The organism is bacterium, assembly GCA_039961635.1.
GTDB lineage: Bacteria > 4484-113 > 4484-113 > JAGGVC01 > JAGGVC01 > JABRWB01.
The window spans coordinates 1-13,822 of sequence record JABRWB010000001.1; the positions used below are offsets into that span (position 1 = coordinate 1).

At 57.1% G+C, this 13,822-nt stretch carries 13 protein-coding genes; 4 read left to right on the plus strand and 9 right to left on the minus strand.

The window, feature by feature from the left end; translation table 11 throughout:
• The first annotated feature begins 250 nt into the window (after positions 1 to 250).
• Positions 251 to 658, plus strand: a complete 408-nt coding sequence (locus HRF49_00005) for an HNH endonuclease (protein ID MEP0813034.1) — start codon at positions 251 to 253, stop codon at positions 656 to 658.
• Between the two features lie 320 nt (positions 659 to 978).
• Here HRF49_00005 and HRF49_00010 read toward each other — a convergent pair whose 3' ends face one another.
• Complete coding sequence (locus tag HRF49_00010) at positions 979 to 1,161, minus strand: hypothetical protein (protein ID MEP0813035.1); 183 nt, start codon at positions 1,159 to 1,161, stop codon at positions 979 to 981.
• Positions 1,162 to 1,416: 255 nt separating this feature from the next.
• Between HRF49_00010 and HRF49_00015 the strand changes: the two genes are divergently transcribed.
• Positions 1,417 to 1,644: a hypothetical protein gene (locus HRF49_00015; protein MEP0813036.1), complete on the plus strand. Its 228-nt coding sequence runs from the start codon at positions 1,417 to 1,419 to the stop codon at positions 1,642 to 1,644.
• Here the strand turns inward: HRF49_00015 and HRF49_00020 are convergent.
• The 7 genes from HRF49_00020 to HRF49_00050 all read right to left on the minus strand — a co-directional run bounded on the left by HRF49_00020 (position 1,641) and on the right by HRF49_00050 (position 8,734).
• Entirely contained in the window at positions 1,641 to 2,300 is a 660-nt protein-coding gene (locus tag HRF49_00020) for a hypothetical protein (protein MEP0813037.1), read from the minus strand. The genes HRF49_00015 and HRF49_00020 overlap by 4 nt on opposite strands.
• A 36-nt stretch (positions 2,301 to 2,336) precedes the next feature.
• Positions 2,337 to 2,786: a hypothetical protein gene (locus HRF49_00025; protein MEP0813038.1), complete on the minus strand. Its 450-nt coding sequence runs from the start codon at positions 2,784 to 2,786 to the stop codon at positions 2,337 to 2,339.
• Between the two features lie 158 nt (positions 2,787 to 2,944).
• Positions 2,945 to 3,280, minus strand: a complete 336-nt coding sequence (locus tag HRF49_00030; protein ID MEP0813039.1) for a type II toxin-antitoxin system death-on-curing family toxin — start codon at positions 3,278 to 3,280, stop codon at positions 2,945 to 2,947.
• A 3-nt stretch (positions 3,281 to 3,283) separates the two neighbouring features.
• Positions 3,284 to 3,511, minus strand: coding sequence for an AbrB/MazE/SpoVT family DNA-binding domain-containing protein (locus HRF49_00035; protein MEP0813040.1), 228 nt, complete (start codon positions 3,509 to 3,511; stop codon positions 3,284 to 3,286).
• Between the two features lie 90 nt (positions 3,512 to 3,601).
• Positions 3,602 to 4,780 carry an aminotransferase class I/II-fold pyridoxal phosphate-dependent enzyme gene (locus tag HRF49_00040; GenBank protein ID MEP0813041.1) on the minus strand — a complete coding sequence of 393 codons (1,179 nt, stop codon included), beginning with the start codon at positions 4,778 to 4,780 and terminating at the stop codon, positions 3,602 to 3,604.
• A gap of 182 nt (positions 4,781 to 4,962) precedes the next feature.
• Entirely contained in the window at positions 4,963 to 6,309 is a 1,347-nt protein-coding gene (locus tag HRF49_00045; protein MEP0813042.1) for a hypothetical protein, read from the minus strand.
• A gap of 22 nt (positions 6,310 to 6,331) precedes the next feature.
• On the minus strand, positions 6,332 to 8,734 hold the full coding sequence (locus HRF49_00050) for a PKD domain-containing protein (protein MEP0813043.1): 2,403 nt from the start codon (positions 8,732 to 8,734) through the stop codon (positions 6,332 to 6,334).
• Between the two features lie 107 nt (positions 8,735 to 8,841).
• Between HRF49_00050 and HRF49_00055 the strand changes: the two genes are divergently transcribed.
• Both HRF49_00055 and HRF49_00060 read left to right on the plus strand, forming a co-directional pair.
• On the plus strand, positions 8,842 to 11,538 hold the full coding sequence (locus tag HRF49_00055) for an insulinase family protein (GenBank protein ID MEP0813044.1): 2,697 nt from the start codon (positions 8,842 to 8,844) through the stop codon (positions 11,536 to 11,538).
• Between the two features lie 66 nt (positions 11,539 to 11,604).
• The gene (locus tag HRF49_00060) at positions 11,605 to 11,868 is read left to right on the plus strand and encodes a hypothetical protein (protein ID MEP0813045.1); all 264 of its coding nucleotides are present in this window, start codon (positions 11,605 to 11,607) and stop codon (positions 11,866 to 11,868) included.
• Here HRF49_00060 and HRF49_00065 read toward each other — a convergent pair.
• Positions 11,865 to 13,790 carry a redoxin domain-containing protein gene (locus HRF49_00065; protein ID MEP0813046.1) on the minus strand — a complete coding sequence of 642 codons (1,926 nt, stop codon included), beginning with the start codon at positions 13,788 to 13,790 and terminating at the stop codon, positions 11,865 to 11,867. The genes HRF49_00060 and HRF49_00065 overlap by 4 nt on opposite strands.
• Between the last annotated feature and the right edge of the window lie 32 nt (positions 13,791 to 13,822).

Below are 13,822 nucleotides of genomic sequence, written 5' to 3' on the forward strand. Positions count from 1 at the left end.
GGATCCAACCTTCGCCTTCGCCTTCACCGCTGCTTCTGCCATTCCATACCTCCTTGCCTGAAAACCTATTATACGTCAGACATGAAGGCTAGTTGTACAGCTTGATAGATTGGCAAAACGGCCAAAATAGGTGCACTCACAAATTCAAAAGCTTGCAAATGGGGCGCACAAAAGTGGACTATTGGTTCGACTATTGGAATTGTCATTGCTTATTCCAAGCCAAAACCCAAATCGGTTTATGAAGGAAGCATTGGAAAAGCAGGAACTACTATTTCTAGCATCCTTGCGGTATTTACCAAACCGGCATAAAGTTAAAGGAACAATAATTAATCTATGCGATAAATATTCACTAAAACTAGATCCAGATTATTACTCAGAGCGATGGGATAAATTATATAGTTCTAAAGCACGTTGCAAATTCACAAATAGCGTAAAAACCTCTGTGATTATCCGAGATAGAAATCAATGCCAGTATTGCAACGCCAAAAGATACATTGAAGTTCACCATGTGCTGCCATACTCTGTAGGAAAGACTAATAGCATTTGGAATTTGGTGTGTGCATGTCGTAAATGTAATAAAGAAATAAGCTCAAATATCGTTTTGCCGCTTAATTGGTGGTTATTACATCCAGAGTCCAGAAACGGACCAAATTGCTGAGTAGCCATAATTACCCTCTTTTTTATGGCATAGGCCTTTTTCCCTTATTCCACTCCTCTTCCGATACGCAGTCTGCAAAAGTATAGTCGCAGTCTAGATATTTCCATGCGCTATCCTCAAGAAGTGAAGCCTTGTATATGGCCTTTTCACAGGCACATTCCTTGCTATCAGAATCTACTTCAACTCGAACCCTATAGTATTCAGACTTCAAAACTTCGCAATGGAATTTCATTTCACACATCCTTGGATTCAATCAATCGCTAATTCAGAAATAAATTGTGACCCGTGGGACTCTGGGCGCGTACTTTACCACTATCGGCTCAGATCTGCACCTTGTCGTATTCGCAGTCAATGTAATCCCACTGGCGATTCCACAATTCGAGAACTCTATTGGCAACTATCGACACGGTTTCATGCTTGCTTGCAGCCTTGACATTTAATTCAAGTAGATAGTGCTCGGTATTGAAAACCCGGCAATGATACTCGGAATCACGTTTACGCATCTGATGGCTCCATTGAATACGAATTATCTGGATAAGCCCAGACAAGGCATAATACCGAAGCTTGCCTTAGAATATAATCTATATGATGTTTGATCTAATAGGATCAAGATACGTGTTGGTTCACAAGTCCAGCCCCGCACCAAACGACCTTTCCCACCCCCGACCCCACCCGCGCATTCAATTCATGCACGGGAATTCCTAACGATGCTTCCGAGATTTGAAGGCGAATCCATTCTGACAACGCTTTGAGCCAATATGCGCCGCCGGCAGGCGCTTGCAAGCCTCGTGTTCTGCCACTTCCGGGCGGGCGGAATCCTGGCGATGCCGCTGGGCGCGCTGGGCGTGCGCAACGACGAGTCGCTTGAAATCCTGTTCGAGCCGGACGAGGATATGCCTTATTTGGACGCGACGGTCGGCGACGCGATCGAGTACCTTTTATTCACGTGGTCCCACGGAAAAAACAAACGGGAGGACGCGGCCTAGCCGTCGTCTTCGCCGTCGTCTTCCATTTCGGGGCACGTGCAGTTGCCGCCGCACATCGAGGCGCAGCCGTCCCCGCACATGCAGTTGTGGCCGCCGGACATTTCCATTCCGTCCATTCCTTTGGGCGTAACCAGCCAGATCTGGTTGCCTTCCGGGTCGCCTATGGCCGAAACCGTGGCCGGGCCGACGTCCATCGGAGGCATCCAGCCGGTCGCGCCGTGTGCAACCGCCCAGTCGTACGCGGCCTGCGGCTCGTACACGACGAACTGCAGGACGAACGCGCTCGTGCGGTCGGCCGGAAGCTCTAGCTGCATCTTTTTGGCGTCACCGAAGCACACGGTCGTGTCGCCCTCGCTGCAGTAGATCGAGACGCCGTGCTGGGCGCCGTAATCCATGAAAACGGAAAGGCCGAAGGTTTCGGCGTACCACTTGCGCATCATCTCGTAGTCGTCGCAGAGGATGAACACGTCCGGGTAGGCGAAGGACGGGCCCGCGAAGCCCGCGGGCTTCATATACATCGGCGCGCCCTGGTGGCCGCCGTGCATTTCGGCGGCGGAGGCGGCGTCGGGATGCTCCATGTGCTGGTCGGCGAACCCGGGCGCGGCTGCGAAAAGAACGAGCGCCAGAGCGGGTGCAATAAAGCGAAGCGAAATCATGTGTAGCCCCTTGATTGTGGATTGGGAAAGCTAATACTACCCCTCCGGAGGAGGATTTGGCGAATCGGGCGGTCCAGCGGGTTCGACCGCGGGCTGCGCGATCGGCGCGGGCGTGCGGCTCCGCGGGCCGAGCATCCATCCGGCGAGGGCATAGAATGCGCCGAAGATGAAGATGTAATGGAACATGAAATACCGCGCGATTCCGGGGAAAAACGCGGGCTTGCCGGGCGGTGTCCCTTCGACCGCGAGCCACGCGATCATCGCGGCGCAGGTGAAGATGCCGGAGCCGAACGGCCGGAACGCCGCGGCGATCAGCCCCAGAAGGGACAAAAGGAAAAGAATCATCAGAACGGCTTCGCGGGCGGGCGAGCGCCAAATCGGCTGCGGGCCGGCGAGTATCTGCGGGAGAAACGAGACGAGCATCGCGACGCCCGCCCCGCCGCCGAGAATGCGGCAGATCCAAAGGAAGTAATTCCCGAAAAACAACCGGGCGATCCTTGCGCGGGGTGGCATCGAAGGGCGGGACATGTCGAAGCGGGATTATACCGCGCCGGCCGGAGTCATTCCTCAAAAGCATCCTGCGCGTGTGTTTGCGCGCCGGGCGGGCCACGCAGTACATCGGCGAATTCCCGCTTGGCCATTTCTCACGAAGCGATGGCGAGCATCGCGCATTCAAGCGTCCTGCCGACGTCGTTGAATTCGAATCCGTTGACCTTCAGGAAAACCATCGCCGTCATAAATGCCGTTCTTTTGTTCCCATCAATGAAAGGATGATTTTTCGCAATGTGAAATGCATATGCCGCCGCCATTTCGAAAATATCCCTGTGCAGATACTCGCCGCCGAACGAAGCTTTCGTCATCGTAAGCGCGGATTCCAGCATGCCGAAATCGGCAAGTCCAGGTTCGCCGCCGAATTGCCTAATCATCTCCCCGTGAATTGCCAATACCTGCTCGCGTGAAACGAATTTGATGCGAACCATTTGCTACTCAGCGAGTTTCTTCAAGGTTTCGTAATGCCTTGCCGTGAGCTCCGCGAGCGCTGTCTTGAATTCTTCTTCGCTTATTGCCGCTTCCGCGGGTCGAATCAAAAGCTCGGAGCCGTTGGTTCGAATTTCAACTTCGGTATCCGCGTTAAAGCCGACAAGCTCCAGAATCGGCTTGTCAATCACAATCGCCAGGCTGTTTCCGTGCTTCACCAGTTTCTTGCGCATCGCGCACCTCCGTATGTACGATGTATCACCATTGGAGATACATCGTATTTACATTGTATTTACGAAGGACCGGTTTGTCAAGCTTCGGTTTCACTTTCGCAAGTATTCGCGAAGCCTGCGCATCGCTTCTTCCAGCTCAGCTTCGGCGTAGGTCAGACTGATGCGGAAAAAGCCCTCGCCGCTTGGGCCGTAGCCCCGGCCCGGAGCGATCAGCACGCCGGTTTTTTCCAGCAGCTCCGCCGCGAACGCGATGCTGTCGGTGACGCCCGGCGGAAGCGGGCTCCATACATACAGCGAGGCCGCGGGCGGCGTCACTTCTATTCCGCATTCCCGAAGCGCGCCGCAAACCATGTCGCGCCGCGCGCGCATACGCTCCCGGTTTTCGCTCATCCAACCCGAGGCGTCGGGATGGTTCAGCCCCGCGGCCGCGGCGTCCGCGATCGCGCCGAATTGCGAGGTGTCCAGATTGCTTTTAATCGCCGCCAGCGCGCCGACAAGCTCCGCGTTGCCGCACGCCCAGCCGATCCGCCAACCGGTCATGTTGAATATTTTCGAAAAGCTGTGGAATTCTATCGCGCAGTCCATCGCGCCCGGCGCGGCAAGAAGGCTCGCGGGCCGGTTCTCGATTCCGTAATAATTCTCGCTGTACGCGAGGTCGCTGCCCAGCCAAACGTCGTTTTTTTGCGCCCACTCGACAAGGCCGTCGTAGTATTCCTTCGGAGCGACCGCGCCCGTGGGATTGCCGGGATGGTTGACCCAAAGTATGTTCGCGCGGGCCGTGACGTCCGCCGGGATCGTGTGGTAATCCAAAAGGAATCCGTTCGAAGGAAGAAGCGGCCGGAAGTACGCCTCCCCCCCCGCAAATCCGGAAATGATGGACGCGACCATGTATCCCGGCTCGTGGTGGATGGACAATCCGCCCGGATCCACGACACCGAACGTCAAGTGCGCAATGCCTTCCTTCGCGCCTATAAGGCAGAGCACGTTTTCCGGAGTGAGCTCGACCCCGAACCTGCGATTCATGTACTCGATTATGTTCTCCGTGAAAAACGAAGTGCCGCGGTAAGGAGGATAACGGTGGTATTTCGAATCCGAAAGCCGCCTGGCCGCGTCCTCGATGACGAAGGGCGGCGAGGGCAAATCGGGATCGCCGATCGACAGGCGGATTACGTCGATCCCGCGCGCACGGGCGGCCTGCTCGGCCTTATCGAGCTCGGCAAACAGATAAGGCGGCGAGTCAGTCACCCGCCGCGAGAGTGTTCTAGGCATAATCGCTCCGATGTTGAAGTCGGCGGGATTATATATGGAATTGCGACGAGGCGATCAAGGCCAGGCTCGGCGAGAAGTTTCCCGCACTGGCCAGCGCTACGCCCGGCGGCGGATGAGGGTAAGAACGGCGCGGGTGCGCCACCGGTTCGGTCGGACGGCCTGGCGGCGCGCGTCGCGCGCGGCTATTTCGGATAGTTTTCCGCGACGAACGCCTCGGCTTCTATTGCGGAGGCGATTTCGCCGCGGTCATGCGCTTCCGAAACCGCTTCGAGAATTCTGCCGATGAGCGGGCCGGTTTCATACCCCATTTCGAGCAGGCGCTTTCCGGTAATCGGCGGCGCGGAAACGTAATCGCGCGCGGCGGGCACTTCCGATTGCCAAAGACCTCCGATTTTCGCGAAAGCATCGGGCGTTACGCATCCGCAAAATTCAAGCAGTTCCGCAGGCGCGATACCGCCTTGAATCGCGCGCTTCAGCGCGCGGCGGACTACGGGGCGCGATGAAGCCCCCCCCCCGTCCACAGATTGAGCCGTCATCGAGAATATTCGCGCCCCCGCGGAAAGCTCCGACGCGCGGATAACTTCATCGTTCGAGAAGCGCAGCCTGTTGAACAATACGCGCGCCGCGCTTGCAGGCTCGCCTTTGCCGGAGCCGGGAAAGACGGCGGAATCCGAATCGAGGAAATAAAACAGCGCGTCGGCCCTTAGCCGCGGGGGACACCTGTCAAGCGCGTCGTAAAACCCGGGAAGGGAATCCCATTTGGCCGCGAGTTCCGGAAACGCATCCGCCAGCTTTCGCATGCGCTCCAGGTGCCTGAAAAACATGGAAGGGCGGGGGGACAGCTTCAGCCCCTTTAGCAATTCGTCGCGGATGCGCTCCGCCGAAATATGCTCAAGCGGGACGTGCTCGGATTCCTCTACCATCTTTTGGTCAAGCTCCATTTCGAACCGGGCGGCGAACTGCGCGGCGCGAAGTATGCGCAGCGGGTCATCGGCGAACGAGCGCGGAAAAACCGTGCGAAGGATTTTCGCTTCCAAATCGGCCGCTCCTCCGGACGGGTCTACAAGCCCGCCGTCCGGCGAAGCCGCCATCGCGTTTATCGTGAAATCGCGGCGCATCAGATCCGCCTCTATGGGAAGCGAAGGGTCGAAAGTAACCGCGAAGTCGCGGTGGTGTTCCCCCGTAGACCGTTCGCTGCGCGGCAGCGCGATGTCGCAGCGCGCACGCGCGCGAAACTTCCAGCCCAGAAATTCGCAATCGGCATCCGGGCTGAACTTGAGCACGCCGAAACTTTTGCCGACCAAATCGCATTTGCCCAGCTTCGATAACTCGGATGCGAGTTCGTCCTGCGGAAGCCCGCAAACGACGTAATCCCGTTCCGTATCACTTTCCGATTCGAAACCTGCGCCGGCTTCGCCTTCGATGTATAGGCGAAATCGGGCGGGATCGCGCGGATCCGCGCCCGCAGCGCGCGCGGCGGCAACCGCGTCGCGCACCGCGCCGCCTACCAGGTACATCACAGGTTCCACGGCGGGATTATACGCCTGGCGCTCAGTAGTAGACGGCGAACATCAAATCCAGATTGGTAAGATTTGTGTAAGCAATCATCGGAATGCCGTTAATTATTTTGAATGACGGCCAGACTCCTGTCTCGTCCTCGGTGTCGATTACCTCGCGCCCGCCCCAGATTTCGCCGTCGGGATCGTCCGCCCTGATCAAAAGAAGTTCGCGCGTGTCCTGACAGTGATATGCGATGGCGGGATTGCCATTCATAACGGCCATCGAAGCCATCATTCCCACTATGCCGTCCTCGTCCAATATTTTTCCCGCGGGCCAAATCTGTCCCTGCGCGTCGAGCGATCGACTATACCTAAGCGATACAGGCGACTTGCCGAAATAAGCGATTGCGGGGTTGCCGTTGACTATTTGCAGCGATGTGTGTCCCACCCAGCCGTCGCTGTCGGGATCGATCAAAACCGGCTCGCCCCAAGTATCGCCATAAGCATCGAGTGCGCGGACGTAACACACGCGCGGGAAAAATTGGTCTTGTTCCCAAATGTACGAAATTGCAGGTTTTCCGTCCACTTCTTTGAGCGATGTAAATTTGCCCGCGTACTGCCTTGAATCCGCAAACAACGGTTCGTTCCAAACATTTCCGTCGGGATCCGCCGCCCTGACGTATGCCATTCCGTTTCCCCCGTTCAACCAAAAGCTCACCGCGGGATTTCCGGAAATAATTGCCATTGAACAGTACTGGCCGAGATCCCCCTCATCCGCGAGCGTAACGGGTTCGCCCCAGGATTCGCCGTCCGGATCCTCCGCCCGAATGTATCTAAGGTCGCCTGCCGTCCGATAATAATACGAAGCCGCGGGCCGTCCGTTTACCATTAAAAGCGTGCTCCAATCGCCGCCATCGGTATCCAGCACTATCGGCGCCGCCCAATTTTGGCCGACGGCATCCAAAGCTCGAATATACCTGAATTCGTACGGCTCGAATCCGCAATATGTGACAGCGGGACGGCCGTTGATCTCCGCAAGACTCGCGCTGTAGGACGCGTCATCCGATAGTCCATCCAAGACGGAAATATGCCACTCCGGCGCGCCTGCTTCGGAAACGGAAATCAATACCGATGCGGTGTCCGACTGGAACGCGGAATCGGTAACGCGCATCGTCGCATTGAAATCGCCCGCCCCGGCGTAAACATGCTGCGCCGTTGCGACGGGCCCCGAGCTGAAGTCGTAAGTGCCGTCGCCCTCCCAATCCCACTCGAATGCAAGCGGGAGCGACTCGGGGTCGGTGCTGCCTCCCGCGTCGAAATTAACGGTGAGAGGCGCTTCGCCAGAAAGCGGATCGGCGGTGAGCCGCGCCACCGGAGGTTCGTTCGGCTGCCCCGTGACGGAAAGCGTAAATTCGAATGTATCCGATCCGGTTAAGTTCGAAACCGTGACCGATGCGGCGTAATCGCCCGGCGCAGTCGAAAGCGTCACAACCGGCGCGGCGGCGGATGAAGTGCTTGGATCCGCTCCCCCCCCGAAATCCCAAAAGTAAGTGAAAGGCGTTTGGCCCGACGAAACCACCACGGAAAACGCGACCTGCGCTCCCGCGGCGCCGGATGTCGGCGACACGGACTCCACAACCGGAGGCGGCGCGCCGAGGGTGAACTGCGCAGACTGGAAATGCCGGGGCGGATCGGAAAGCGTGCGCAAGCCGAAGTAATACGATCCGGGGCCAATTTCATACGAGGCCACGTCCAAATTGCAGGACACTCTTCCGTATTCGACGGACGTTGTGGTGCGGTTCATCAGAAGCGGCAGCGCGCCGGTAAGGCCCGTTATCGAAGCATCTACGGAAAGACGCGCGTTCTCGCGCCATTCGGTGAGGGTCCATCCGGCGCTCGGCTGGGAATCGAAAATCGCAATGTTCACGTCGTAAATATTCAGGTAATTCAGCGCGATGGGCGTTATGTCGGAGACTCCTAATTCGCCGTTTTGATCCCCGTCGATGAAAAACTGGACTATGTCATCCGTCCCGTCGGATGTGCTGGCGAGATAATTTAGTGCGATAGGAGTGATGTCCGCTATAGATACTTCGCCGTTGATGTCGTTGTCACCGGGAAATGAATAGCGCCACGAAAAATTCGCAACCGCGGGGGTTTCCGAGACGCGGAATCCGACCAGCGGAAGCGTTGCGCTGGCTTTGCGGACGGCACCGCTCTGCAAAGCGCGCAGCTCGTCAAGCAGCCTGTCGCGCAGCATTTCGAACAACGCGGGATCAACCCCGTCCGGCGGGACATAGCCTGCAATCGCGTCGAGGTCGACTTTAGAAAGTTGTTGCGAGCCCCCTGCGGCCGTATTGCCGGAACGCACTCCGTTGCCCGCGTTGCACGCGACGTGCATTATCAGCGCGAATGCGAGAACAAACCCCCATACAATCGAGCGAATCAAGCCATACACAAGAATCACCGCCTTGTCAACGGGGAAATATTAACATCTATTCGTTCGAATTACCCGCGCCGTGCGCGGTATATAATCTCCTATCCCGCATCGTGGAGCACCGGGGCGTGTACAGAAAGTCATGCATTACATTTTGTTTCAGTCTTGTCATCGCGGCGGCCTGGCTGGCGTTATCGGCGATTTTTGCCGGGGACGCTCTCGCGCAGACCGGCGCGGCGCAAGCGCTTACAATCGATCGCGCGCAAAACGGGCTTACCGTCGCGGTGTGGGAGGACCACAAAAGCCCGATCGTCACCGTTGATGTTTGGATCAACACGGGCAGTCTGATCGAGGGCGATGAACACTGGGGGCTGGCACACTTTTTTGAGCATTGCTTTTACCGCGGAACGAAAAAGCGCGGGCCGCGTCAGAACCGCGACGAGATTATCAATGTCGGCGGGATGACATCCGCGGGAACGTGGTACGACTATACCCACTTCTACAATTCGGTATCGAGCGAGCAGCTCGACCTTGCGCTCGACACGTTGACGGACAGCCTGATGAACCTGACGCTGCCGGAAGACGGAATAAATCTCGAACGCACCGTCATTAACGAGGAGATCAAGCAGAGACTGGATGATCCGTCGCTTTATCCATGGGAAGAAATGATGGCGCGGATTTTCCCGGAATCGAAATACGGCAAGCGCGTCATCGGAACGGAAGACTCGATACGCTATTTCGATCGTTCGACTGTGGACGCGTATTACAGGGCGCATTATTCGCCGGAAAACACCGCGATCGTAATCGCGGGCGATGTCAATCCCCAGGCCGCCATTTCGCTCGCCAAGTCCAAGCTGGCGGGGTGGACCAGTAAAAGCGCTCCCGCGGTATGGCCGTCTCCCGCCAATTCGTTCGCCGGATTCAGTGCGGACGAGGAAACGGGCAAATATTCCGGCGCGCAGGTGAACGTCGGATGGCGGATGCCCGGATTCAAACATCCGGACAGGTACGCGCTCGAAGTGGCGGAGCATCTGCTTGCGACGGGGCGCGCGGCGCGGCTTAAGAACCTGATCGGCAACGGCATTCTTTCGGTCTACGGCGGCTACCAGCAGTACAGAAACGCGGGAACCTTCATCCTGTATGTCACGCCGGATCAATCCACGGGGCTGTCCGGCGCCGCGGCAAAAGTGATCGCCGGCATCGCCGAATTCGCGAAAACGGGGCCAAGCGACGCGGAGGTTGCGGACGCGATTACACAACTCGAAATGGCATTAAGGTTTTACCAGGCGGGGACGCGGGAGCGCGCGACGCTTATCGGAAACGCGATCGTTTACGGAAATCCGCGCTATTACACGGAATACCTGAACAACCTTTCGAAAGTCACGGCCGCCGATGTCAAGCGAGTCGTCAATTCTTATTTCGTAAAGGATAATTGCACGATTTTGTATATGCGCCCCCGGCCCGGAACGGCGGCGGGCGGCGAGGCCGAGCTGGACACCGCGCTTTCTTCACTCCCTGCCGCGGGAACGGTTGATTTTACGAAAACGCTTTATCCGGATGAAGTAAAACCGCAAAAAGGCGCGGGCGCTCCGGCCGCGCCCGGCGCTTCCGGCATGCGTGACGCGACGCTTTCCGACGGAATGAAAGTAATCATAGTCAATCAACCGGGAAGCGATATTTGCTCGATGGGCGTGTTTTTCGCGGGCGGAAGCGCGAGCGACCCGCCCGGCAAAGAAGGCTTGACGAACCTGACGCTCGGAATGCTCGAATACGGTAGCGCGTCCTTGAAACGCAACGAAATCGTCAATACGCTTGCCGCGCTCGGGGACAGGTACGGTTACGGCGTGGCGCGGGATTACGGACAGGTCGCAATCACAACCACATCCGACAATGCGCAAAGGGCGATTGAAATGCTCAAAAAGATGCTCAAGCGCCCCGCGTTCGATTCCGCGTATCTTGAAGATGCGCGCAATACCCAGCTGGGCAAACTGGCAGGCGAAAGCGAGGATATTTTTGCAGTCGGCCAGGATTCCTTCAGACAGGCCGCGTTTCAGGGAACCGCGTACGCGCAGCCACCTTTGGGTACTCCCGGCTCGCTTGCCGCGATTACGATCGCGGACGTTAGCGCGCATTGGGAGCGGACGGCCGCGCCGCGCGGCGCGGTTTTTATGTTCGTGGGCGACGCTGCGAAAGCCGGATTGGATAACCCCGCATCAATCGGTCAAATCCTATACGGTACCGGCGAGCCGTTTTCCGCTCCCGATCTGCCGGACGGCGCGGGGTTGCGCGGCGCGTATCAAGTGAATATGGCGCGAGAGCAAAACCTTCTCGTGCTAGGAGCGCGTACGGGCGGCGCTGGAGGCAATCCGGATTACGGAGCGCTTATGGCCGCGTCCGCTCTGCTCAACCTGCGCGTGTTCCGGGAGATCGTTTACGAAAAAGGGCTGGCGTATCGCTCGGTGGCGGAGTTCGTTCCATGGCGCAAAGCGGGGCTGTTGATGCTTACGGTCGGCTATTCGCCGCAGCGTGAAGCCGACGTTTTCGCCGCCGTTTCGGATCAAATCGCGCGCCTTGCGGGCGCGCCGCCAAGCGATTCCGAACTTGCGGGCGTCAAGGGATTCGTGACCGGATACCAGGCGCTTTCGCTTGAGCTTCCAGAAGACAAGCTTGCGCGGTTCGGCCAGTGGGAAATGGCGGGAGCCGGGTATGCCTTTCTGCCGCAGTTCAACGCTGCGGTCAAAAGCGTGACTCCGGAGCAAATCCAGACCGCCGCGCAGAGATACTTCAGCCAGGACAGGCTGCTTCAAATCGTGGTTAAAGGATGATGAAACAACCGGAAAAGCCGAATCCGCCGCGATTATGGAGCAATTTGGGCGGTATCACGATTCGGTATGGATTCCAGGAATTGCAGAAAGCCGAATTTCACCGCCGTTACCTATCTGGAAAGGCGCGGCGATATGCACGTTGTATTGGTGCACTACGACAACGGGCGCACGGGAGAGCTTGACATTCCCGTTGATCGCGACAAGCGGGACTCCGTGGTGCAGCGGATGTACGAGCGGCAAATGGTGTTCGGCAGACACCATTGGGACAGGAAATCGCCCGAAGAATACGCGGCGCTTGAAAACGCGATTTCGGCCGCCTTGCCGGATTAAATCGGTTCCTCGAGTACGGCGGTTACCGATAGGTCGCCAGCGCCGGACTTGAGCGGAATGCGCAGCTTGTCTTCGAACGGGACGCAGATAGTTTCGCCATCGTCGCAAAACATTCCGGACACCGAAACGAGAAGCTCGCCCGATACATCTCCGGATATCTCAAGCGGAATCCGAATCGGCAACGTGATGCCCTCGACAGGAAATTCAGCGATTTTTTGCTCCCCAATTCCCGCCGCGCGAGCTGTCTCGACGATAACCGTCACAGGAAGCTGGTCGTTCAGATGCCATCCGGCCGGAAGATCGAGGGAAATCAACAGATTCGATGATACGCCGGCCGGTTGGGCCGGAACCGGCCTTGCGTTCTTCCAGAAAGATTCGAAATCGCCCGAGCCTGTCCAGTAAGCTTCCCGCGCTTCGCCTCGCGGCGAAGCGGCCGTGGAAGGAAGGCCGGAAATCTCGAAATACGAAACGCTTCCGGACTTCGGATCGATAACCTTCACTTTGTGATTATTTGTGTCCGCAACGTACAGCTTTCCCACAGCAGAGCAAATCCCCCCGGGTTCGTAGAACTCGGAATCGGCAATACTGCCGATTGAATCTCCGTATTTACCCGTTCCCGAAAATGCCGCGGTTTCTTTCGTATTCGGATCTAGCTTTCTGATTTTGTGGTTGTAGCTGTCCGCCACGTACAGTGCTCCGCCCAATGCGGCGATTCCAAGCGGATGCTGAAATCTCGCCTTGTCTCCCCTGCCGTCCGCGTCGCCGAAATCGAAAAGGTCTCCTCCCGCGATAGTAAGTACGTTTCCCGTTGAAAGATTCACTTCGCGGATGCACGAAATCTCGCTGTCGGCGACGTAAAGTTTGTCACCGATTAAGGTCAAGCCCGAAGGCTGCGCGAACGCGGCATTCAATCTGAATCCGTCAATTCTCGCCTCGCGTCCGGAACCGGCGTAGGGATCGATCCTGCACGTATCGAGGTTGTAAACCCAAATTTGGTGCGAGCCGGCCATCGCGATAAACAGGTCATTTCCTTTCAACAACACGTCCCAAGGAGATGAGATCGCGGTTTTGTTTCCGGGGCCGCCTTGCCCTCCCCACATCATCTGCTCTCCGGTTCCGGCGATCGTTTCGACGGTTTTCGAAACAAGATCAGCGCGCCTTATCGCATGATTTTCGGTGTCGGCGATGTAAAGGTACCTTCCGTCCAGCGCCATTCCCTGGGGCCGCCGGAATGAGGATTCGGCGAATGCGCCGTCTTTGAAATCCTCCAATCCGTTTCCGATGATGTCCATCACGTTCCCCGACTTGTCTGCGATGACTATGCGATGGTTGCCGGAATCGGCGATGAAAACATTTCCGGAATCGGGAGCTACCGTCACTTTTCCGGGAAACAACAGCCCCGTATCTGAAATGAATTCCTCGGGAACAATGGGCGGAGGCCCGGAAGCCAGCTTTCCCTCCTTTTCGTAGTGGTTCAAAAGCGCGGCAATCGCCTGGTCAAGTGTCTCGCGATGCCCTTCGCCGGACAGCGATCCCGCGATTTTCCCGTCGGGCGTTATCAGCACCAGAGTCGGCCAAGCGTGGACTCCGAAGCTGTTCCAGATTGCCATCCCCTTGTCCACCACGACCGGATGCTTGACGCCGTAGCGCAGAACGGCCTGCCTGATGTTTTCCGCGTTTTCCTCGTTGTCGAATTTCGCGCTGTGGACTCCGACGACGACCACCGGCTCGTCCGCATATTTGTCTTCAAGATACTTTAGGTCCGGAATTATATGCATGCAGTTGATGCAGCAATACGTCCAAAAATCGAGCAAAACAACCCGGCCTCGAAAATCTTCGGGAGAGAGCGGCTTGGAATTAATCCAAGTCAAACCGCGCGGCAGGTCCGGCGCGGTGATCGTGAAGTTGAAATTATGTGCCATTTCGGAACCGTCCTTGGTCTGTGCCAGGAGCT

What these genes read in the sequence shown, in the direction of transcription:
- HRF49_00065 (MEP0813046.1), bottom strand. Translation starts at nt 13,790, where the DNA reads ATGGCACATAATTTCAACTTCACGATCACCGCGCCGGACCTGCCGCGC.
- HRF49_00010 (MEP0813035.1), bottom strand. Translation starts at nt 1,161, where the DNA reads ATGCGTAAACGTGATTCCGAGTATCATTGCCGGGTTTTCAATACCGAG.
- HRF49_00020 (MEP0813037.1), bottom strand. Translation starts at nt 2,300, where the DNA reads ATGATTTCGCTTCGCTTTATTGCACCCGCTCTGGCGCTCGTTCTTTTC.
- HRF49_00040 (MEP0813041.1), bottom strand. Translation starts at nt 4,780, where the DNA reads ATGCCTAGAACACTCTCGCGGCGGGTGACTGACTCGCCGCCTTATCTG.
- HRF49_00060 (MEP0813045.1), top strand. Translation starts at nt 11,605, where the DNA reads ATGGATTCCAGGAATTGCAGAAAGCCGAATTTCACCGCCGTTACCTAT.
- HRF49_00030 (MEP0813039.1), bottom strand. Translation starts at nt 3,280, where the DNA reads ATGGTTCGCATCAAATTCGTTTCACGCGAGCAGGTATTGGCAATTCAC.
- HRF49_00015 (MEP0813036.1), top strand. Translation starts at nt 1,417, where the DNA reads ATGCGCCGCCGGCAGGCGCTTGCAAGCCTCGTGTTCTGCCACTTCCGG.
- HRF49_00035 (MEP0813040.1), bottom strand. Translation starts at nt 3,511, where the DNA reads ATGCGCAAGAAACTGGTGAAGCACGGAAACAGCCTGGCGATTGTGATT.